This is a genomic window from Slackia sp. (assembly GCF_977041755.1).
The window spans coordinates 14534-37139 of record NZ_CDRRGL010000007.1 but is presented as its reverse complement, the minus strand read 5'-3'; the positions used below and the strand labels follow the sequence as shown (position 1 = coordinate 37139).

The following is a 22606-nucleotide window of genomic DNA, read 5'->3' as shown; positions in this document are numbered from 1 at the left end:
GAGAAAGAGGCCGAAAATGGCTGAAGGAACTGTCAAATGGTTCAACCCCGAGAAGGGCTACGGATTTATTTCCCAGGCCGATGGCGAAGATCTCTTCGTCCACTTCTCCGAGATCAAGATGGACGGTTATAAGACCCTCGACGAAGGCCAGCGCGTGTCTTTCGAGGTTACCACGGGCCAGAACGGCAAGCTGCAGGCCAGCGACGTTCATAAGCTCTAAGCATTAACAGAAACGCTATCAGCGAGGGCCACTCGGCGAAACCGGGCGGCCCTCGCCGCATATCTAGGGCATGTGATATAAACAACGTATAAAATACGCTACAATAATTGTTATAACGTTAATTATTTCATACATAGGAAACTTATGAAACGTCCGACAACGGCAAAAACGAAGCTTGCGGCAAAGCAGATCGGCGAAAACATCGCAACGTGGCGAAAGCTCTACGGGCTCACGTCTCAGCAGCTTGCCGATAAGGCCGCTGTCTCTCGCGCGACCATCTCGCGTCTGGAAAACGGCGATCCGACGGTAAGCTTCGAGACGTTTCTGAACGCATGTCGAGCCCTTTCGTCGCTCGACGCCGTTGTTGAGGCGACCGACCCCTACGAAACCGATTACGGTCGAATTCGCGCCGACCAGGCTTTGCCCCAGCGCGTAAGGAGCAAACGATGATCCCATCTGTTGAGGTCTACGTCTCCAAGGCTGGTTGCTCCGCGCCCGCTGAATGCGACATGCACATTGGCATGTGCCGCTTCAATCTGCGCCGTGGGGCCGTAAGCACGTCATTTTCTTACAGCAGCGCATATCTGGAATCGCCAAATGCATTCGCAATCGACCCCGCGTTGCCCCTGCGGTCCACCTCGGCCCACTGCGATGGTCTTCCTGGCGCGCTGCGCGATTCCGCTCCCGATCGGTGGGGCCGTCATCTTATCGATCGACGCGCGCTTGTCGAGGCCTCCGAGCAGCACTGCCGCCCTCGCACGCTTGACGAAGTCGACTACCTGCTTGGCGTTTACGATGCCTCTCGCCAAGGGGCGTTGCGATTTGCGTTGCCGGAATCGCGCGAATTTCTGTCTCCAAGGGAGACCATTCCGCCGTTGATCGAGCTGAAGCGCCTTATAGCGGCATCCAACCACGTTTCCCGGAGCGATGAGGGGAAAGAGCAGGTAAAGGAGCTCCTCGATGCGGGGTCGGGCTCGCTTGGCGGCGCTCGTCCCAAGGCTTCGGTCGTTGACGAGGGAAAGCTTCTTCTTGCGAAGTTCTCGCACCCCGGCGATGCTTGGGATGTTATGGCGTGGGAGAAAACGAGCCTCGATATCGCTCGGCTTGCCGGAATTGTTGTGCCGAATAGTAGGCTTGTCCGTTTGGGGAAAAGCTCCGCCTTGCTACTTGAGCGATTTGATCGCGAAGGTTCTCTTGTTGGCGGCGAGCGCGTTCCTTATTTGAGCGCGATGAGCCTTGTTGGTGCAGCCGACGGTTCGCAGAACGACTACGTCGATGTGGCCGAGGCCCTTGTTGATTGGTGCGAAAACCCAAATGTCGAGCTGGAGGAACTGTTCAAGCGCGTTGCGCTCTCTATTGCGTTGCACAATACCGACGACCATTTGCGCAACCTCGGATTCGTTCGACTTGGTGGGCGCTGGCAGGTGTCGCCCGTATTCGATGTCAACATCAATCCCGATTCTGGCAGGCAGCGTGTCACGGCGGTTTATGGTGAAGCGGGCGATGGGGAAGCGTCTGGTCTGAAGGAGCTGGCGGTGGTTTGCGGCTTGGAGCGCGCGACGACCGCGGATGCGGTTGCGTCTGTCGTGTCTGCCGCCCGCCAGTGGAGCGCGTGCGCCCGTCGCAATGGGTGCAAGGAAAGCGAGATGGCGGTTATGGGACGAGTGATCGAGGAGCGCTGCGACGCTCTCGATGCCGCGTTTGCGTAATTACTGCTTAGCTCCGACAGGGGCGCCCAATACACCAGCAGGACGCTCGCCGAATGGGCGAGCGCCAACGACGTGCGGCTTTCCTGCAGCCGCACCGGAAACTGCCACGACAACGCGGTCGCGGAGTCGTTATGTGCCACGCTCAAGAACGAGATGTACTACCAGAAAAGCTTCGTCACCAGGGACGACGCCAAGCACGCCGCCATTCGTAAATTTTCGCACGCTCCAATGTTCGTTCCGCCTTCGTCAAGCTCGCTCGGTCCACAACTCTTGCTTTTGAAACCTTGCTCACCTGGGGTTTTACGGAAGCGAACCATCCCCCGAAGCGCTTAGGAGAGCTTCGGGGAAGCTTTGTGGGAACGGGATTTGCGAATGGTGAGCGTTTTGACCATCTCGACGTGGATTGTGGTCAAAACCGCCGCCATTGGAAATCTAAGGCCTGGCGTGGGCCTCGTCTCTCGACACCTGTTAAACGCCACGAACATTTTACATATGCAAACTCGCTCATGAAAATGCGAAAAACTCGGAAAAGTCGCTCATAAAAGTGTAGAAAGAGGCTAAAAACTCGCTCATAAAAGTGTTGAGACAAGCGAAAAACTCGCTCATAAAAATGTATAATGCCTGATAAGAGAGTTATTATTAAAAGGGGAGCGAAGAATGACGTATCTGAGACGCAAGATAGATGCTTTTCTTGAACAATGGAAGAGCGATTTAGATAAAAAGCCCCTTGTTGTAAAAGGCCCGAGGCAGGTTGGGAAAACCGAATCAATTCGTCGATTCGGCTTCGCCAACTACGATTCCGTGATAGAAATCAATTTCGTCGAAGAGCCTAAATACAAATCGATTACCGAAGGCGGCTATTCAGCGGCGAGCATTGTGCGCAACATCAGCCTTTTGGATCCTGCGAAACGGTTCGTTGAGGGGAAAACACTTTTGTTCTTTGACGAATTGCAGGAGTTCCCCGAAATTGCGACAGCGCTGAAATTCTTCAAACAAGACGGCCGCTTCGACGTGATATGCAGCGGTTCGATGCTCGGGATTAACTACCAGAGAATCGAGAGCAATAGCGTAGGTTACAAAACCGATTTCGAAATGCGCTCCCTCGATTTCGAGGAATTCCTGTGGGCGAAGGGGTATGACGATTCGATCGTCGGCGAGATGCTTGCGCACCTTATCGAGGCGCGGCCATTTACGAATGTACAGCATAAAGCGCTCATGGATGTCTTTTTGGACTATTGCGCTCTTGGCGGCATGCCCGATGTTGTGCGATCGTATATTGACCAAAACACATTCGAAGGGTCGCTTCAAACCCAGCGACAATTGGTGCTGGACTATCGCGAAGACATTCAAAAATACGCCGAAGGCCTGGACAAAGGGCGCATATTGAACGTTTTCAACCGTATTCCCGCGCAGCTCGCGAAAGAAAACAAGAAGTTTCAAATGAGTAAGGTGGCGAAAAACGCCCGTTTCAAAGACTACAACGGCTGCGTCGAGTGGCTTGAAATGGCGGGCATGGTCAACGTGTGCCGATGCCTCTCTTTTCCCGAACTGCCGCTGAAGGGGAATTACGAAGAGAACAAATACAAGCTCTATTTTGGCGATACGGGCTTGTTCATCGCGATGCTCGATGACGAGGCGAGCGAAGACTTTCGAACGAATCGCAATTTAGGCGTGTACAAAGGGGCACTCTATGAGTGCATCGTCGGCGAAGCCCTCGTGAAGAGTGGCTATCCGCTGTTCTACTACAAGCGTGAGAATTCGACGCTTGAAGAGGACTTTTTTGTGAGGACCCAGTCGAGCCTCGTGCCGGTTGAAGTGAAGGCGAAGAATGGCACTTCGAAATCGCTGCGCACGCTTATTACGTCGGATTCGTACCCCGATATTCATTTCGGCTTGAAATTGACTGCGGGCAACGTCGGCTTCGAGAACAGCATTTTCACGATGCCGTATTTTGCTGCCTTTCTTTTGAAACGCCTACTGAGTGCGTGCGACAAGGGCGAAGTGGCCTGGTTTGAAAACGGCCAGTGGTGAGAGGGGCTTTCAAGCAGGGCAGCCCTCGCCGTGGTGCTGAGGGTTGCCCTGGTGCGATTTACCGCGCGGCGAGATGTATACGAAAACTTATGCGGTAATGACGGTGCCGGTTTTTCCAGCGAGACCCGCTGCGGCGCATTCGAGCGAGGTGATAAGCGCGCGGCCATTGGGGTAGGACTCGACATATTCGATGCAGGCCTCGACTTTCGGCAACATGGATCCTGGCGCGAATTGACCCTGTTCGATGTATTCACGAGCTTGGGCGACGCTCATAATGTCGATATCTTCTTGGTTGGGTTTGTTGAAGTTCACGGCAACCTTTTCCACGGCAGTCAGAATGACCAACATGTCGGCTTTAAACGTAGCGGCCATCATGGCAGCCGAGCGGTCCTTGTCAATGACGGCGGGAACGCCGGTGTAGCAGTCGTTGGCTTCGAACACGGGAACTCCGCCGCCGCCTGTGCATACGACGACGTAACCGGCATCGAATAGGTCTTGGATTGCGTCGCTTTCCACGATGCGGCGGGGCTTTGGGCTTGCGACCACCTGGCGCCAGCCGCGACCAGCGTCTTCCTTGAAGATGTAGCCTGTTTCGGCGGCTTTCGCTTTCGCCTCGTCCTCGGTGAGGAACGCGCCTACGGGTTTAGTGGGGTTGTCGAAAGCCGGGTCGTCGGGATAGACAACGGTCTGCGTGACCACATTGGCTGTGGAGCGCATGATGTCGCGGCGGCGCATTTCATTCAAAATCGCCTGAGAGAGCTGGTAGCCGATGTAGCCCTGGCTCATGGCGCCGGCCTCGGGGAAGGGCATCTCGGGCGTCTTTTCGTCGTTTGCCGACGCGAACGCGAATGCATTGTTGATCATGCCGACCTGGGGGCCGTTGCCATGGGTGACGATGACGTTGATGCCTTCGGAAATCATGTCGACGATGCACGATGCGGTGTGTTTCACGAGTTCAAGTTGCTCTTGGGGCGTGTTGCCCAGGGCGTTGCCGCCCAATGCGATGACGACGCTCGGGCCTTCTCCTTTTGTGTATGCCATGGTATGTCCTTCCTAGATTTCGTTGACGAGCTTGAAGACCTTCTCTTTTTCGCCGTTTAAGAAATGCACGATGTTTTGACAGGAAAGCACCTGCAAATCGCGCATGGAAGACGACGAATAGAAGGCGGCGTGGGGAGTGATAATCACGTTGTCCCTGCCAATAAGTGGGTTGTGCTCCAAATCGGGCGTTTCGTCGTAGAGCACGTCAGCGCCAAACGCGCGCAACTGGCCGGTGTCGAGGGCGGCGATGAGGTCTTCCTCGTTGACCGACAATCCGCGACCGAGGTTGATGAAGATAGGCTTTTTCTTCATCTTGGCGAACTTCTCTGCGGAAAAATAGTGATAGTTCGTGTCGTTGAGATTCATGTGGTTCACGATGATATCGCTGCTTTCGAGCAGCTCGTCGACGCTTGCCTCTGTGACGCCATTTTCTCCGAAGAGCTTTTTGTCGATGAATGGATCGTTCGCGATAATGCTCTTGACTAGGCCTTTCGCTTTGCGTGCCGTGCATTTGCCGATTTTACCGAAACCGACGATGCCGAGCGTTTGATCCTCCAGGCGCGGATACTCGGGGGCGGCGGCGTAATCCCAACGATGCTCTTCGTCGATTTGCTGGATGTAGAACTTGAAGTGCTTGTTCAACGCCGACATGTAGGCAATGGCGCTCTCGGAAACATCCCACGTGCAGTATTCGCCGACGGGGCATACACCGACACCGCGCTTCGTTGCCGCCTCGAGATCGACGTTGTCGTAGCCGGTGGCGTTGATCGATACCACTTTGAGGTTCGGCGCATGGTCGAGGGCGTTCGCGTCGATTTTCACGAATGCGGTGAGCAGCGCGTCGGCCGTGGCGAGGCGCTCGTAGAATTCATTGCGAGTCTCGTCGGTGTAGGGGAACACTTCGATTTCGGTGTTATCTCCGAGCCCTGCCATCAAAGTCTGCGATTCGAGCTCATGGGAGGGCATCATGCTGTCCGCATAGTCGCTTATGAGAATCTTCATAGCTGATTCCTTTCTTCGCCGATTCGTCCGTCTTAAGGAAAGGGCGGGCTCCCATCGGCGCCCGCCCTTCAACGTCATCGCGTGTAGTGACAAAAAGTGATGGCTACGGACGCTCGATGGGCTGAGTCAGGCAGTGGGGGCCGCCGCCGGCATGCAGAATCTGATTCAGGGGCACGTCGATGACCTCGATGCCGAGCGCGCGCATTTTATCGTTGATGTGCTTGTTCTTCTCAATGGCGATGACCTTGTTGTTGCCGATGCACTGCACGTTGCAGCCGTGCTTGTACATGTCCTCGCTCGCGACGGGAATCAGTTCGAAGCCACGACGCTTGAGCATCTGCAGGAAGTTGTAGGGCAGCTGGTCGATGCACGCGAGGGCGACCTGCGGGGCGACGATGTTGAAAATCATGTCGAGGTGCAGGTTATCGGGCGGGCAGGGAACGCCAATCACGGTGTAGCCAAATTTCTCGAGCTGATGGCGCAGGCTTTCGACGCCTTGCTCATCGGTGCGGTCGACCATACCCCAGGCGAGCGTGTGCTCATCAATCATCCAGAAGTCGCCGCCCTCCATGCAGCCGGCGTTCACGCGGGCCACGATGGGCACGCCCATCTCCTTGAGTTTTGCTTCGTAGGATTGGGCCTCAATCTGACGGACGGGGTGGCGGAAGTGGCCCATGACGGCGCCTTCCTTGATCATGCAGCCGTAGTCGCGGGCGAAGGTCATAACTTGGAACTCAGGGTTCGCCTCAACCTCGACGACCTCGATGCCGTTTGCCTTGTAAGCGTCGACGAGCATCTGCCATTCCTGAACCATGACGTCGTTTTGCTCGGTGTCGCCCTTCTTCATCCACTCGGCGGTGATGACGTTGATGCCGTTGAAGGTGTAGTACTTCGGTGAGCACATCATGACCTTTTTCAGAGGATTGGTAGCGTTGGTGACGTAAATCTTTTCTTCAGCCATGAGGGGGTTCCTTTCTTGGTGGAACGCAATTACATTTCAATTTGAGAGGGTGTCTTGGCGCGCCGAGTGAATAAGCAGACGAACTCGGCGCGTTTTGCGTTAGAGCACGACCAAGACGCAGAGGAAAATGCAGCAGATGACGAAGAGGGCGGCGACGATGGGGGCGATTTTCTTGACCCAATCGGCGTAGCTCATGTGGGCCGCTGCGGTGCAGGTCATCACTACGATGGAGCAGGGTGTAATCATCTTCGCAAGGCCAAGCGCCATGAGGTAGATGATGACCATGATGTAGACCTCGATGCCGGCGAACTGGGAAAGCGATGCCATGATGCCCATGGTTGCCGCGGCCAGGCCGGTGGAGCTCGGAATCAGACAGGCGATGGCGAAGTAGCACACAAGCGCCACGATGACGAACGCGATCGGCGGAAGCGATGCCAAGGCGCCTTCGCAGGCATGCAGGATGGACGGGGTGATTTGGCCGTTGTCCATGACGACCTGGATGCCGCGTGCCAGCGGCACGACGAATGCGGTGGAAACCAAACCGGCGGCGCCTTTAAGCAGGGTGTCGATAATCGTGTCCGCGTCATAGTGCATTACGAGGCCGATGAGGATGGTTGCCGCCATGACCAGCATGGCAATCTCGGGGAAGTACCAAGAGCCGAACGGCGTGATGTCGACGCCGAAAACCTGCATGAGCACGGGCGTCGCCCCGATGAACGCCACGAAATCCTCGAAGAAGGTCCAATCGGGATTGAGTGAGGTCCACGGGATGAGGCCGATGATCATGATGACCCAGGTGAGACAGAACACGATGAGTGCGTTCTTCTGGGGCTTCGAGAGCGTGAGATCCTCATCGTCAGCCGCGGGGAATTCTTCGACGTCGAGGTGGCGGCGGAAGAACTGCACCGATTTCTCGGGATGGGCTTTCACCTTATCGGCGTAGCGGCAGATGATGAAGATAACGATGCCCGTGAACAGCACGAACATCACGAGGCGTACGATCATGCCCTCGCCGGCGCTAATGCCTGCGATGCCCGACGCGATGCCAGTGGAAAACGGGTTGACCACCGAGGACAAGCAGCCAATCTGTGTGCCGAGAACCACGATCATGATGGCGGTCACGGTATCGAGCCCCAAGGCCAAAATCACGGGTACGAACATCAGGAAGTACACGATGCCTTCTTCGTAGGCGCCTTCCAAAGTTCCGAAGAAAGCCATGATAATCGTGAGCAATGCGATGAGGAGGTGCATGTTGTTTTGGTTCTTCATGGTGATGCGCTTGATGGCGGTGCGCAGAGCGCCCGTCCTATCCATCATCTCCAGGAAGCTGCCAAACAGAAGAATCGTGAGTGAGATGGAAATCGCTCCCGAGATTGCGCCGGAGCCCAGCATGCCCGTGATGGGGGCCATTAAAACGTCCCAGATGCCTTGCGGGTTCGAATCGACCGTATGATACGTGCCCGAAATGGCGTTTCCAGAATCGTTGAGTTCGTAGGCGCCGCCCGGTACAATCCAAGTGAGAACTGCAATGATGCCGATAATCGCAAACAAGATGACGTAGGTGTTGGGCATCTTGAATTTTTTCTTCGGCTTGTTCTCCCTAGGCGTTGAATTTGCCTCCTCAGTGTTGTGAGACATTGATTGCTCCTTTCTGAAAAAGGGGTAAGCGGAGCGAAGTTGGGGCGTCGCGCCTGTTGAGCGCGACGCTCGGGTGAAAAATCGACGGGGACGTTAGGCGTCGCGGGCAGTGATCCAGCAACACGGCCCGCAAGGCGGGAAATCCCTTTCGGCTACACGCGGGGGATGTAAAGGTTACCCAACGTGGCTGCCATGATGGCTTTGATGGTGTGCATGCGATTCTCGGCTTCCTGGAAGCAGCGGGAATGCTCGCTGTAAATCACGTCGTCTGTGACTTCCATGGCCTCGATACCGTGTTCTTCCTTAATCTTGGCCGCATATTCGGTTTCGGCGTTGTGGAACGCGGGCAGGCAGTGCAGGAAAATCCAGTTCGGGTTCTTGATATGGCTCACGAGTTCGGCGTTGACCTGGAACGGAGACATCAGGCGAACGCGCTCTGCAAACTGGGATTCTTCGCCCATGGCAGCCCAGACGTTGGTGTAGACGGCATCAGCGTTTTCCACGGCATCGATGGGGTCGTTGGTCACGCGAATGGTCGCGCCCGATTCAGCCGCGAACTTCTGAGCAATCTCGATAATCGCGGGGTCGGGCTCGAGCTCTTTCGGGGTGGCGTTGACGTAGTTCACGCCCAGAATCGCGCTCGTGATCATGAGCGAGTTCTGCACGTTGTTGCGGCCCTGACCAATATAGGCGAGCGTTAGACCTTCGAGCTTGCCGAATTCTTCCTTGATGGTCATGAAGTCGGCAAGCATTTGGGTGGGGTGTTCGCGATCGGTAAGCCCGTTCCATACAGGCACGCCTGAGTATTCAGCGAGCTGCTCAACGTGCTCCTGCTTGAAGCCGCGGAACTCAATCGCGTCGAACATGGAGCCCAACACGCGGGCGGTGTCGAGTACCGTTTCCTTCTTACCGAGTTGAATGTCGTTTTTGCCCAGATACTCGGGATGTGCGCCCAGATCGATGCACGCGGTGGTGAAGGCGGCGCGGGTGCGAGTGGAGGTCTTCTCGAAGATCAGCGCGACGTTTTTGCCTTCGAGATAGTGATGGGGAATGTTCTTCTTTTTCGCGTCTTTCAAATGTTCGGCGAAGCCGATAAGCCACATGAGCTCATCTTTAGTGAAGTCGCGCGTGGAAAGAAGATGCCTTCCCTGGAAAACGGAATCCTGCATGTCGTGCTCCTTTCGGTTGGATGTTTGTCCTTTCCCCGACGGACATTGCGCAGACATGCGGCAACCCCTCCTGACAGGATAGATATATACTTCACGCCCCGGATGGGGCGGTAAAGCCAATCGAAGCGTGCGTTCGGTTTGAAAAGACGAGTGAGCTTTGAGGAAAATCCCAAGCTCATCGAGCCTTTCCTTGTGTGACACGAATCATAAAGTTGCGCGAGATTGAGCTTTGTGGACGATCGGACAAAACGAATCGCCCAGCTTTGTCCGATTGTCCAAAGCTGGGCGATTCGTTGGAGAGCGTATGGATGCTGTGCCTTTTAGGCGAGGAACGTCAAAATGAGAAAAGCGACGAGCTCTTTGTCGGAGGCGTATTCGAGGTTGAGCACTGCTTTGATTTTCTTCAGCCGGTATCGAATGGTGTTGGGGTGCTGGAAAAGGGAATCGGCCGCTGCTTTCACGTCGCCGAGGGCGTCTGCGAGCGCACGAGCCGTTTGCATGAGATCGGTATTATTTTCGTTGTCGTATGCTTGCAGCATCGAGCGGTACATCGCGCAGGTGCGTGAGAACAGCGGACTCGTTTTCGCAGATAGGGAAAAGGCCTCCATGCCGAGCTCTTGCCACGACAACTTTCGCACGCCGCGTTTGCGCGCTTCGGTGAGGCACGCAAGCGCCTGACGAATGCTCAAATCGGAGCTTGCGAGTACGAACCGGCTTCCGATGCCGCAGCAAAGGGGTCCTGAATTGGCAATGTCGCAGGCGATGGAATCGACGACGCGGTTATCGCCATCGGCTTGCGTTCCATATGACACGAGCGCGAGGGCGCATTCGTGGAAGCGGCAAGCGAAAGTCGAATCGACCTCGGGGTGCTGTTCTTCCGCATTCTTCAGAAGGGTTTGCACCATTCCTAAAACCGCGTACAGCGAGCTCTCGTCGTTTGCTTGGGGCGCAACCGCGAAGCAGTTCATCGTCGCGCCCGTTATGTTGGCGATGTCGTATATTTTGCGCCTGATTTGCTCGTTGTTCTGGCCTGCAAGAAGCGCGTCGATCGCTTCGTTGCGGTTGGATTCTTGCTCGTCGCGGCGAATGAGGTCGAGCGCCTGATAGGCGACCATCTCGTGGAACGCCCCCGTGTAAAGGTATACGGGCACGCCGCATTTTTCGCTTGTTTGGCGAACGCGGTCGGTTATCGGAGGGTCATAAACGGTTTTGATTGCGATACCCGATACTCCGCGCGACATCATTACGCACAGCGACTCTTCGGCGATGCGCTCGTCGTTGTTTGCGAACCCGAGATTGGTGACGATGAATTCGCCCGGGTAGTACACGCTGTATTTGTTGTAATCGGGCGGGCAGTCGAGAATGCCGACGTTGTGGACCGGGCGCGTGCCCGCATGTGGGCACTCCGCGATTGGCGCCACTTTTTCGAACGCAGGTAAAGCGAGAATATCAGCGACGGTAATCATGCTACCTCCTTCTGAGTGCGTTGTGCAATTCGCCCTGCGCTTCCTTCGGCATATGCGGATCGAAGCAGGAATAGACTCTTTTCCAAAGTGTACGGTGTGGCTATAATAGCGCTATCCAGCAAACCAATATACGTGTAAGTTCACGCGTTACTTTTGCGTGCCGAGAATTGCCGTGTATGCATGATGCTGGTCTTCTTTTTAGCCTCATGCTTTCGCGCAAGGAGGCTTTCAATGATTGTTTCCTCATCGCTTTCTACTATCGATTTCATTGTCATTGCGATTTACTTCGCCGTTGTTATCGGCGTCGGCTTTATTGGGGCGATTTTTGCTAAGACGAAAGAGGATTATCTCGTCGCTGGCAGGCGGCTTTCCTTCCCTCTGTTCTTCGGGTGCATGGCGGCTTTGACGCTCGGCGGCGGCTCCACCTTGGGAAGTACCGAGCTAGGATACTCTTTCGGTTTTGGTGGTATTTGGCTCAACTTGAGCATTGGCATAGGGCTAATTGCTGCTGGTTTTTTGGTGACGAGCAAGTTGTCAAAGCTGCGCGCACTCAGCGTGAACGAAGTCGTTGAAAGTAGCTACGGACCCGTGGCTCGTATTTTCAGTTCGGTGCTTACCCTTATCTATACGCTTACGCTCAGTGTTACTCAAGTGATTGCGATTGGCACGATTATCCATGGCATTTTGGGTATTGATGCGACACTTTCTATGGTTGCGGGCGGTGGCGTGGTGATTTTGTACACCTTCGTTGGCGGTATGTGGTCGGTCACGATGACCGACATCGTGCAATTCGTTGTGAAGACGATCGGCATTCTCATCCTCGCTCCGATATGCTGCCTCGCGGCAGCCGGCGGTTGGGATGGACTTATCTCGAGCCTTCCCGCGTCGTACATGTCGCCGGGTAACATGGGTTTCGACCGCAGCTTCGCCTATATCGTGCTTTACGTGCCTGGACTGATTATCGGTCAAGATATTTGGCAGCGCATCTTTACTGCGAAAAACGAGCGAATTTCAAAAAAGGGCACTATTTGTGCGGGTTTCTACAGTATTCTGTACGCTTTTGCCACGGTAATCATAGGCATGAGTGTATGCGCTTTGCTTCCAGCGTTGGACAACCCAAACGATGCATTCGTCGTGGGCGTTACGACGTTTCTGCCCGCTGGGATTCGTGGAGTCATTCTTGCCGCAGCTATGGCGGCCGCGATGTCGGTATCGAGCGGAACCATTTTGGCTTCATCGACGATTCTGTACAACGATCTGTATGTGCGCTTCGTGAACAAGAAACCTACAAGGATGCACGAGGTGAACGTGACACGTGCGTTCGCGGCGATTATCGGCGTTACCGTTATGGTGTGCGCGCTATGGATCAACGATGTACTCGTTGGAATCGATATCAGCTATGGCTATTTATCGGGGTGCGTATTCGTGCCGCTTATTGCGAGCTTCGTGCTGAAGCGTTTCAGTCCCAAGGCTGGGTTGTGGGCTCTCGGCGTGAGCGGCGTTGTGGTAACGGCATGCTTCATCACGCTGGGCGCGTCGGGTTCAACGCCGATCGTCGCCGGCATGGTGAGTGGTCTTATCGCATATGTTGTGGCGAATATTACGGACAAGAATAAAGTTAACTCACCGCTCTCAAAGGAGATGCTTGAACAAAGTGGGGAGTGAGATGAAGCGGGGAAGCGCTGTGCGGTTTCGCTCATAAAAGTGTAACATTGCGTCGAAAACTCGCTCTAAAAAATGTATAACGCCTGGTGAACAGCTATTGTGCGACCTGTAGGGCAAAAGTGTGTCCGGGATTATTGCTCGGGGCGCGTCTTGAATCCTGGAGAAACTACCTCGAGGAGAGATCAGGAAGGCGCGCCCAAAGAAAGCAATCAGCGAGGTGCTGACATAGGTTCCGGCATATCTGGACGAGGGGCGCTCGGTTCGAGACGAGGAATGCCGCTTCGGCGCGGGCTGTGAGGGCGTGGCGGGGCGGAGGCGCAAATGCAGACGTGACGGTGACCTCGAGGACGGCCGTCTCCGCCCTGAAGAATACCCGCTTTGGCTTCTAGGGCCGCCCTCGACTGCCGTTTCGCGAAAAGGGCCGCGCGCGAAGGGGCTTCGCGAAGGCGCCATTCGTAATTTTGGGCCCGGTGCCCCTGCTTGCCAAGCGAAGCCCCGCGTCTTCAATCCAGCGGAACTTGCGTCGGCACCCTCGCACGGGGGAAGTTTGCTCCTTCGCTGCGGTCAGCGATGAGCCTTCGCGCCTGCCGGTGGTGGGGGATTCCGTCTTTTGCCTTCCTCTTGGTCTTTGGCTCGAATGTTCGAACGCCCAAATGAGGCCGACGAATTCAAGGGAACAAAAAAGAGGCATCGACCTGCGCCAATGCCTCTGAATGGGATGCGCTTTTTGTCCCATGGGCCTATTGTGCGCGTTGAACACAATGAAGCCCGCTTAGTGATGGAAACACTGAGCGGGCTTCTTGATGCAATATGTGTTTTGTTCAGGGACGGCCGGTTAAATTTTGCCCAAGCGGCCGCCCCTTATTTCGCCGGCCGCGACGTGTTATGTCGCTTGCGAGACATCTTGTCGGTCGCGCCGCGTCATACCGGTCGCGATGCGTTATGCTAGTCGCGGCGCGTCATGCATCGGCAACCGCTCCGACCGCTCCGTCCGTTACCCTAACGAACGTCGTGCCCCTTGCGCATCTTCCTGGCCGCAATCGCGACGGTCAGAGCGCCTGCGGCCATCAGTAACACGGCAAATTCAATGGCCAGAGCGCTGCTGTCGCCCGTCTGGGGAATGTTTCCTGCGGCGGGTTTGTTATTCGCTGCGGGCTTGGTGCTGGCGGCCGGCTTGTCACCAGTCGCGGGCTTGTCGGTCGCGGCGGGAGCGGTCTTTTCCGTATAGACGTTTTCAAACGTCATGCTCGCTACAGGCATATCCTGCGTCTTCTCGTAGAACGCGCCGTTGTCGGTCTCAACAAGCTGAACAGGGAAAATATCGTAGCTCGACTGGGTGGCGGACTGGCCGTCGGTTGCAATCTCGTATTCATAGCAGAAGATTTGGTAGACGGCGTCGGAATAAGTCCAGTTCGTCACGCCCGTGTTCTTCTCGCGCACGCAGAAGCCCTCGCAGGTCATGTCGCGAACCTGGCTCTTCGGGCCCTGAATGGTGAGAAGCCCCTCGTATTCACCCGCGCCATTCGTGGCGACAGTCGCCGTTACGGTTACGTCGGTGTAGTCCTCGATTTGGCCAACGCCGACGTTGAAGATTTCGAGCTCGAATTCTTGCGCTCCAGGAGCGACGTCGCCGCCCTTCTTAACAGTCTTCGTGAAGGGGAAGGAATAGGTGGCAGATTTCTCGCCGGTAACGAAATGGATGTTCTTGTAAAGATGCAGGAAGCCCTTGGCCTGCTCGGCGCCGTCGTGCTCGATGAGGTTGATGGTCGCGCCCTCGCTATCGACAGCGACGGCGTAGGTCAGGTCGAAATCGTTGCCGATGACGGGGCTGTCGGAAAGCGCTGGGATGTTTTCATCGTTGGTGTTTTTGGCATCGATTTCGGCCGCATAGACCGTGAAGTCGCCGTCGCAGCCAGTGGGGTATTTGCCGTCGAGCGTGACGTGGGCATTGCTTCCAATGGTCACGTCGCCGCCCGCCCACAGGGCAGAATCGGCGGTAGAGGTCGATTGGACGGAGGCACCACTAATCGTCAAATTGCTGGCGGCGAACAGACCAGGATAGACGCTCTTTGCTACGACATTGGAGTTCGAAATGCGAATGTTGCCGCCCGTTGCGCCGCCGCGGGAGCTGATGAACGCGGCGTTGCAATTGTTTTCCGTCGCAGAGATATCGACCACGCTGCTGTTTTCGATAATGAGGTTAATGGCGTCGACGCCTGCAAACAGCGCGGCAGATGTGACCTGCGCGTTGTCGAGCGAGACTGTGCCGTTGCTTGCGATGCCAATGCCGCCAGGGGCGTTAACGACGAGGCTCGTTTCGCGTACCGAGACGTTGCCGGCGGCGATACCGTCCATGGTTTCTCCGCCGACGTTAACCTCGAGGCTGCCCGGGCCCTGGATTTCGATGCTCCCTGCGGCCTTGATGCCCATATTGTCGTTAAAGGTAATGGAATTGCGGCCTTGAAGCGCAATGGTCAAATTGTTCGTCAGCTTCGAATCGATGCCGCCATAATCGACAACATTTGTGATGGATGCATTGTTCAGCGTAAGGGTTTGCGTGGCGGGGTCGTACGTTGCCGTACCCTCGCCGCATTCGATGGTGAGATTATCGCTAGTGAACTGTTCGCCGTTGACGTACAGGTCGTAGTACGACGTGTCGGCGAAGGCCGATGCCGGCAGCATCACCATGGCGAAGGCAAGCGCTGCGGCAAAGCTCATTAGTTTCCGTATCTTACTCATGACGCTCCTCTCGTTATGGCGGGCTCGCAAAGGGGCGTAGACGGCGGCGGACGCGTTCTGGTGAAGCCCGGTATGTCAACGCGTGGTGCCCGGTGGGCGCTGCGGTGCGTCGATATTACGGGCTACGTCGTGCCCTTAATGGCTCGACGCCGCGGTTCGCCCATGTTGCGGTTTTCGACGCAGTGCCCTTTTTCGATAGCTTTGCGATCATATGCCATTGTATCGCAGAGCGAATGTCCTGCCCATACCGCTCCAAGGCTCAATTTCCGATGAAGCATGAGCCGTGTGGCCCAAAAATGAGGCCGAGCGAGTGGCGTTTGCGGAAGGGGCGCGGCTGGGTGGTCGAACATGGATACGCTATGGGTTCGGGGCGCGGATTCTTGTGGCGCAATGTGATTATGACGGCGTGCCTTGTCCGCGGTCCCTATCGCAAGAGCGAGGGCGTCATAGCGAATAACTCCTCTTTCGAGTGGATTCCGAGCTTTTTATAGATATTGTTGACGTGAGCTTTTGTGGTTCCGTTGGCGACGAAAAGTTCCTCCGAAATCTCGGAGACCGATTTGCCTTTCAAGAGCAGGTTCAAAACCTCCGCTTCTCGGCTGGTTAATTTGTAAACTGATGCGATTCTTGTTGCAAAATCATTACTTCCAAATGAGGTGACGTGATCGAATTGAGCACGGGAGAGTTCGGTGGTCACGACGTCGCTTGTGACCCTGATTCCAATCATGGCGCAAATGATAAGCATGGTTACGATTGCCGTTGCTACAAAAGCATGGAGCAAGGTGCTTGCCCCATTCGTTACGAGGATTTCGGTGGTGCTGAATAGATGTCGTCCCGTGAATAGCCCTAAGTACAAGCCGAGCACGAGTAGACATGATGATCGGACCGATTTTGAATTGCGTTCACGGATTAAAGCGCAATACAGCGCAATTACGAATACCAAGTAAGTGAAAAAGCCCACGCCTGTTAGTATTTTTGGTAGGTTGACAAGTTGTTGACTAAAAAGGGCAAGAAGGATTCCGAAAATTGTGATAGGTGTAGCTATGTAGTACAAGGTTGTTATTTTGATTTTGTGGGAGAAAATAAAGACCGCAATCATAAGGGCGGTGGAATAGATGGCTATGGTCCAATCATGCGTATTGTGAAAGTCCTCGAGCGAAACAAAGCATGTTGTATACATTACGCCAACACCAAAGAAAAAAGTTACGCCGAGTAGGCCCTTTTCAGCTGACGCCCTGAGATTGGGTTCACTTTCGTGTATTGCCCCGATTTCGGTAGTTTTGCGAATGCTGACGTAGAGCAGGCCCATCGAGCACAGAATGATTGCGACGAGAAGGCAAACAAGGCGGGTGCCGCATAGCCCAATGGCGAACCAAGACAGGCTGATGGAAAGCGCCGTAGATGCGAGTGCGTATATTAAAACAATTATATTGTCGTGTTTTGCGAATACGCTGAGCCATAGGAGAATTTGCGTCATGAGGAAACCGGAGAAAAGAACGGAAGCCAACAGCCCGACTAAGGGTGACGGCTGATTGGCAAAGAGCGGAACCTCCATGAGCAGAATTGCAGCTAATCCGCTTAGCCCCGATGCTAGTATTGTCTTTTGCTCAAATAGCCTCTCTTCGAAAGGTTTAGATATCGCAATATATGCCGCGAGAATTATGCAGCTTGAAATGCATATTACGTCGGGGTAGGTTATTCCACGTGCAAGGCTTATAAGGCCGAATCGGTAGTTGATAAAAAATTGGATCGAAATGCCGAATGCTGGACCGAGCAGGTACCAGTAGCTTATGTAGACAAGTAATGTATTCATTGTTGGTCGACTATGCTCAGCGGGTTCTTTCTCCATGGTGCCCTCTTTTATCGGTGTCCCTTCCTCGGTTAATTATGTCATGTTTTGCGATTGCGTTGCGGTTATATGTCCTAACCCTGATTCTCTTTTTCCTCTTTATTCTGATTATTGGATTGTCATTTTGCCTGCTCAACGATTGGGTTATAGGATATAACCCAATATATCAATCACCTAGGTCTTAGGTTAGGGTGCCTGGGCGCGATAGATTCCCTATAAGGATCGAGCCGAAGTGCTTAAGGGGTAGGCTCGATAAGGTTTCCGCATAGCGGATGTGTTGGAAGGGGAGTCACATGTCTATTGAAGTTACGCGTCGAAATTTTTTGGCGGGGATGGCAGGCGCTGGCGCGTTGGCAGCGGTTGGTCTTGCGGGTTGTTCGTCTGGGAGTGCCGAAAGCCAGGCGGCTGCGCCTGCTGGCGAAAGCGGGACTCAGGTACCCGGCTCATCGGAGCCCGCTTTTCTTACTGCGCCAGACCCAATTCCTGATAGCGAAATTGCAGAGACGATCGATTGTGAATTGGTAATTTGTGGTGCTGGCATTTGCGGATTGCCCGCGGCTATGCTTGCAGCTGAAAACGGAGCCGATGTTCACGTGCTCGAAAAGGGCAGCACGTATGGGCTGTTCCGCCTTTGCACGGCTGGTTTTAACTCTGATCTTCAAAAGCGCTATGATTTGACGACCGATCGAAAGGAGTTCGTGACTTCGACTTGGGCTATTACGAACGGCGTTCAAGGTCGCATGTCTTCGTACGGGCTTTGGTTTGATAATTCGGCCGAATATATCAATTGGCTCGAGAAGATTTTCAATGACGAGGGGTATCAGCTGGTCCCCGCGGCATCGCTCGAGTACAAGATTACTAACGATGGTATCGGCATGGCGGGTGCAAACCCCCTGTGGCAGGCATTCTCGCAGATGATTTTCTTCGCCCATGAAGACGGTAGCTTCTTTGCTACGGGCAATCCTGTTGACTGGACGGGCGTTATGGAGAAGTATGCAACCGACCATGGTGCGACGTTCCACTACAATAGCCCGGCTGTCCAGCTGATACGAGACAGCGACGGACGCTGCTCGGGCGTTATTGCCAAGAACGAGAACGAAGAATATGTGCGGTATAACGCATCAAAGGGTGTTCTTCTCACGACGGGTGACATGGGTGCCGACCATGAAATGATGGAGTACTACAATAGGTCCCTTAGCAAGATCATCCGCTATAACGTCAACGCCAATGACACAGGTGACGGTCAGAAGATGGGCATGTGGATTGGTGCCGATATGGACGAGTTTGCCTGCGGCGACCTGTGGCCTTTTGCGGCGGTTATGATGGATGGCACTCTGCCAGACTTCCTCGACGGCACTCATTTTTATGCGGGCGTAGCGTCTGTTCCGGGTGTTATGGTGGTTGATGGCGCTGGTCGTCGCCTTATGGCTGAGAACCTGCCGTTCCAGAGTCCGTCGATTCCGAAACTCACTTGTACCCCTGATGGTTGCGCGTGGAGTATTTGGGATAGCGCGTGGGAGGAGAAGTGGCCCAAGGACGGCTATATGGTCGAAGACTATACTGCCTCGAATACCCAAAAAGAAGTCGACATGAATGTTGAGAAGGGTTTGACGTTTAAATTCGACACCCTTGACGAGCTTGCCGAACATTGCGGCTTCGATAAGGAAATGTTTACGGCGTCTATCAATCGTTATAATGAGCTTTGTGAACTCGGGGAGGATCTCGATTTCTATAAGGATGCCGTGTGGATGACCGGCATCGATACTCCGCCTTATTATGCATCGAAGCACTGCTCATCCATGACTTCTACCCGTGGTGGCCTGAAGAACGACGAGCGTTGCCGCGTTCTCGACAAGGAAGGCAAGCCTATCCCTGGTTTGTATGCGGCAGGTAATACCGCAGGTTCTTTCTACGGTAGCGTGTATCCGCCGAATGTTATGGGTTCAGGCATCGGCCATGGCCAGTGTTTCAGCTGGCTTGCGGTCAAGGATATTCTTGGCCTCGACTACATCCATTCCAACATTTAAGGGGTGTTGGCCATGAATCGGAGAAAGGCGCAGTTGCTTTCAATTGCACTAGCGATAGGTGTCCTTGCGTTAACCCTGGCGGCTTGTGGTGCGTCTCCTGCCTCTTCGGACCAAAAAGCTAGCGGAAGTTACGCGACCGGCTCGTTGATGCAGGTGCATGAGAATGGCCAGCTTGATGGTGTTGAAGACTATAGCAATAAATTATGTTTAAGCTGCCATCCTCGTAGTGCGATTGTTGAGGCGAATGCAGATTATGGCGGACGGGAAGGGTTTAATCCTCATAGCTCCCATAACGCTGCGGGGGATTGCATCTCGTGCCATTCTGTCGAAGGGGAATCCGTGTTGACCTGCAATGAGTGCCACGATGCTCCTCTTCCCGATGGGTGGGTGAGTGCGGAACGCGGAAGCGGTCCATTGCACAAGCTCTTCTCGTAGTCTCATAGGCTCAATCCTCCCTTAGTCTCCCCCGTTCCCTTCTCGGGGGAGACTTTTCATGTGGTTAACTGGTTTAATATGCGGCCCTTTGCAAGTGTGGTTGCGGCATTTTTTGTTGAATGGATTGGTCTCATTCGGGGTAATTTGCACAATGATGCCGCAGAGTTAATTTGCAAGAAACTGCCCTAAGGCGCAGGGCGCCCTGGTCTCTCGGTTTCGTTTCCTGATCGAATGGTATGATTTCCTCGTAATACGAACGAATCAATTGCCTTGTGGAGCGGGTGGGGAATCGTGGCGAGTGCCTACATTGCATGGTACTTATTTTTCGCTGGCGCTGGTGCGAGCGCGTTTGCGATTGCCTCTGTCGTCGATTTCGCTTTAAGGCTGAGCTCTCGGCCGAATCTGCTGAAAATCTCACCAATCACAGATATCGGAATGGTGCTCGGCCCAATCATGGTGGCTGTGGGATGCGTCTTTCTGCTTCTCGATCTCGGCGACCCGTCAATTGCCTTTAACGTTTTCCTAAGGCCGTCGAGCCTTTTAGGATTCGGTTCGTGGGCGATTTTCTTATTCTGGCTTTTTGCGGTCGCCTCTTTGGCGTTCGGCCTGATGCCCCATTGCCGCGCGTCGAAGCTTGTAGAGCCCCTTTTACAGCTTCTGGCCGCGATCCTTTCTATCATCGTCATTCTTTATTCGGGCGTTTTCTACTCGCTTTTTCCGTCGGTTCCGTTCCTCAATACTCCGCTTGTTCCAGCGCTTTTCACGGCTTCGGCCTTTTCGTCGGGGGCGGGTCTGCTCGTCGTTGTCGGCTTTTTCAGACAAACGTGCGAAGGCGTTCTTGAGGGCATGAATGGCCTATCTGCGATAGACGTGGCAATTGTGCTTGTCGAGGTCATTCTATTGACAGCCCTTTTGGCTCGTCCAGCGCTTTTCCCGGAAAGCGATGCTTCGCTGTCGTCTTCCGCCCTTTTGTTCGGTGGCTTATCGTTACTATTTTGGGCGGGCGTCATCGTCGTCGGTTGCGTCATTCCTCTAGCGGTGGACTTGACGTGCCTTGCCCATCCGCGTCCGACTGTTCTGTGCATTGGCGGCATATCCGCGCTCGTCGGCGGTGTTTGCTTAAGGTTCTGTATTCTTATGGCAGCATCGAGGTTTGCGATTGGTTTTGTTGCCGCGCAGCCATTTTGGGTTTAGCTCATAACATCGAAAAGGAAAATCGAGAGTATAAGGAAGGGGGCAGCTGCGATGGAGCCATCGGGCATTTTCCAAATTGACGAGAGTAGCGGTGTCCCCATTTGGATTCAGATTCGCAAGAGACTCATCTATTTAATCGGCTCAGGCCATTTTAAGTCTTCCGAAAGGCTGCCTTCCGTAAGGGAAATGTCGGTTCGCTTTGGCGTTAACTACAACACGATTAACAAGGTCTACCAGGACCTTGAGCGGGATGGGTATATTTACACGAAGCGCGGGCTTGGCACGTATGTTGCCGAGGGGCTGCCCGAGTCCGCTTCGATCGACGATGATATTGCCTCCATGGCCGACGAGCTGTCTAGCCGGGCGGTCGAAAAAGGAATGTCTCTAGGCGATCTTCTAGAGATTGTTCGAGTGCATTATTCGAGGGCCGCTGCACGTGGTGCTCGGAGCGATTTATAGCAATAGGAATGCGGATAGGCGATAGGGGCGGTTATGCGCAGCAAGGAGAAAAGGGAAGCCGAGAAAAGCGAAGCTCGGAACGCTTCGGCGAATAAGAAAGCGGCGGCGCCTCAGCCGAAGCGCACTTCCAAGGCCGGCGTGTTCTGCTTCGCTGCGGCGATATTCGTTCTATTTTCCCTGATAGGGACGGCTCTCGTTTCCCTGGTCGTGGGCCTATCTGCTTGGACATGCATTGCGGGCGCTTGCTTCGGCGCTGTCGGCTGCTATTCAATCAGAATCGCAAATCAGTGGGAACGCGTCGTTATTCTTCGGCTGGGAAAATATAACCGGCAGGTTGGCCCTGGTTTGTATTTCGTCATCCCCATCATTGAATACGCTGCCGCGCACGTCGACCAGCGAATCATAACGACTCCCTTTATCGCAGAAGAGGCTCTCACGGCCGATTTGGTTCCGCTGGACATTGACGCGGTTCTTTTTTGGATGGTATGGGATCCGAAAAGCGCGTGCGTCGAGGTGGAAGACTATTCATCCGCAATATGGTGGGCCGCTCAGACGGCGCTGCGAGACGCTGTTGGCCGCATTAATTTGGCGGAGGTCGCTACTCGTCGTGAGCAAATCGACGAGGAGGTCAAAAGCATACTCGACGAGAAAACGAACAGTTGGGGGATCACCGTTGTCTCGGTTGAAATCAGGGATATCGCCATACCGTCCGACTTGCAAGATGCCATGTCGAAAGAGGCGCAGGCCGAGCGCGAAAGAAACGCCCGCCTTTTGCTCGCCGAAGTTGAGAAGGATATCTCCGAGATGTTCGTCGACGCCGCTTCTGTGTACGACAAGAACGATAAGGCGCTGCAATTGCGAACGATGAATCTCATTTACGAAAGCGTCAAGGAAAAGGGCGGGCTTGTTATCGCCCCGAGCGCTTTCAGTGAAGGCTTCAACAACATTGATAGCTTCAAAGATATTTTGAAATAGAGCGTATAAAGGCCTCCTCAGGAGGC

Annotated in this window: 18 protein-coding genes; 10 read left to right on the top strand and 8 right to left on the bottom strand. The window is 54.4% G+C overall.

The window, feature by feature from the left end; all coding sequences use genetic code 11:
* Positions 1-16: 16 nt before the first annotated feature.
* The 4 genes from ACWI8T_RS01595 (at position 17) to ACWI8T_RS01580 (ending at position 3960) form a co-directional block, all read left to right on the top strand.
* Positions 17-220 (top strand): cold-shock protein, encoded by a 204-nt coding sequence (locus ACWI8T_RS01595; RefSeq protein ID WP_114615674.1) that lies wholly within the window; start codon positions 17-19, stop codon positions 218-220.
* A gap of 144 nt (positions 221-364) precedes the next feature.
* Positions 365-670, top strand: coding sequence for a helix-turn-helix domain-containing protein (locus tag ACWI8T_RS01590; protein ID WP_449137702.1), 306 nt, complete (start codon positions 365-367; stop codon positions 668-670).
* Complete coding sequence (locus ACWI8T_RS01585) at positions 667-1929, top strand: type II toxin-antitoxin system HipA family toxin (RefSeq protein ID WP_449137701.1); 1263 nt, start codon at positions 667-669, stop codon at positions 1927-1929. The genes ACWI8T_RS01590 and ACWI8T_RS01585 overlap by 4 nt, the downstream gene beginning before the upstream one ends.
* A gap of 657 nt (positions 1930-2586) precedes the next feature.
* Entirely contained in the window at positions 2587-3960 is a 1374-nt protein-coding gene (locus ACWI8T_RS01580; RefSeq protein ID WP_449137700.1) for an ATP-binding protein, read from the top strand.
* 87 nt (positions 3961-4047) lie between these two features.
* Here the strand turns inward: ACWI8T_RS01580 and arcC are convergent, their stop codons facing one another.
* The 6 genes from arcC to ACWI8T_RS01550 form a co-directional block, all read right to left on the bottom strand.
* Positions 4048-5001 (bottom strand): carbamate kinase, encoded by a 954-nt coding sequence (arcC, locus tag ACWI8T_RS01575; RefSeq protein ID WP_449137699.1) that lies wholly within the window; start codon positions 4999-5001, stop codon positions 4048-4050.
* A gap of 12 nt (positions 5002-5013) precedes the next feature.
* Entirely contained in the window at positions 5014-6003 is a 990-nt protein-coding gene (locus ACWI8T_RS01570) for an NAD(P)-dependent oxidoreductase (protein WP_449137698.1), read from the bottom strand.
* A 103-nt stretch (positions 6004-6106) separates the two neighbouring features.
* Positions 6107-6964, bottom strand: a complete 858-nt coding sequence (locus ACWI8T_RS01565; RefSeq protein WP_449137697.1) for a dimethylarginine dimethylaminohydrolase family protein — start codon at positions 6962-6964, stop codon at positions 6107-6109.
* Positions 6965-7063: 99 nt separating this feature from the next.
* Positions 7064-8602: a YfcC family protein gene (locus ACWI8T_RS01560; protein ID WP_449137696.1), complete on the bottom strand. Its 1539-nt coding sequence runs from the start codon at positions 8600-8602 to the stop codon at positions 7064-7066.
* Between the two features lie 152 nt (positions 8603-8754).
* Positions 8755-9771, bottom strand: coding sequence for an ornithine carbamoyltransferase (gene argF, locus ACWI8T_RS01555; protein WP_449137695.1), 1017 nt, complete (start codon positions 9769-9771; stop codon positions 8755-8757).
* Between the two features lie 320 nt (positions 9772-10091).
* Entirely contained in the window at positions 10092-11237 is a 1146-nt protein-coding gene (locus ACWI8T_RS01550) for a helix-turn-helix domain-containing protein (protein WP_449137694.1), read from the bottom strand.
* 231 nt (positions 11238-11468) lie between these two features.
* Between ACWI8T_RS01550 and ACWI8T_RS01545 the strand changes: the two genes are divergently transcribed.
* Positions 11469-12902 carry a sodium:solute symporter gene (locus ACWI8T_RS01545; protein ID WP_449137693.1) on the top strand — a complete coding sequence of 478 codons (1434 nt, stop codon included), beginning with the start codon at positions 11469-11471 and terminating at the stop codon, positions 12900-12902.
* Positions 12903-13901: 999 nt separating this feature from the next.
* Here the strand turns inward: ACWI8T_RS01545 and ACWI8T_RS01540 are convergent.
* Entirely contained in the window at positions 13902-15641 is a 1740-nt protein-coding gene (locus ACWI8T_RS01540; RefSeq protein ID WP_449137692.1) for a hypothetical protein, read from the bottom strand.
* 424 nt (positions 15642-16065) lie between these two features.
* Positions 16066-17490 (bottom strand): helix-turn-helix transcriptional regulator, encoded by a 1425-nt coding sequence (locus tag ACWI8T_RS01535; protein WP_449137691.1) that lies wholly within the window; start codon positions 17488-17490, stop codon positions 16066-16068.
* A 293-nt stretch (positions 17491-17783) separates the two neighbouring features.
* Between ACWI8T_RS01535 and ACWI8T_RS01530 the strand changes: the two genes are divergently transcribed.
* The 5 genes from ACWI8T_RS01530 to ACWI8T_RS01510 all read left to right on the top strand — a co-directional run bounded on the left by ACWI8T_RS01530 (position 17784) and on the right by ACWI8T_RS01510 (position 22580).
* Positions 17784-19517 (top strand): FAD-dependent oxidoreductase, encoded by a 1734-nt coding sequence (locus ACWI8T_RS01530; protein ID WP_449137690.1) that lies wholly within the window; start codon positions 17784-17786, stop codon positions 19515-19517.
* 12 nt (positions 19518-19529) lie between these two features.
* Complete coding sequence (locus ACWI8T_RS01525) at positions 19530-19952, top strand: cytochrome c3 family protein (protein WP_449137689.1); 423 nt, start codon at positions 19530-19532, stop codon at positions 19950-19952.
* A 291-nt stretch (positions 19953-20243) separates the two neighbouring features.
* Positions 20244-21146, top strand: coding sequence for an NrfD/PsrC family molybdoenzyme membrane anchor subunit (gene nrfD / locus ACWI8T_RS01520; protein WP_449137688.1), 903 nt, complete (start codon positions 20244-20246; stop codon positions 21144-21146).
* Positions 21147-21197: 51 nt separating this feature from the next.
* Positions 21198-21605: a GntR family transcriptional regulator gene (locus tag ACWI8T_RS01515; RefSeq protein WP_294375602.1), complete on the top strand. Its 408-nt coding sequence runs from the start codon at positions 21198-21200 to the stop codon at positions 21603-21605.
* A 33-nt stretch (positions 21606-21638) separates the two neighbouring features.
* Positions 21639-22580, top strand: coding sequence for a slipin family protein (locus ACWI8T_RS01510; protein ID WP_449137687.1), 942 nt, complete (start codon positions 21639-21641; stop codon positions 22578-22580).
* The last annotated feature ends 26 nt before the right edge of the window (positions 22581-22606 follow it).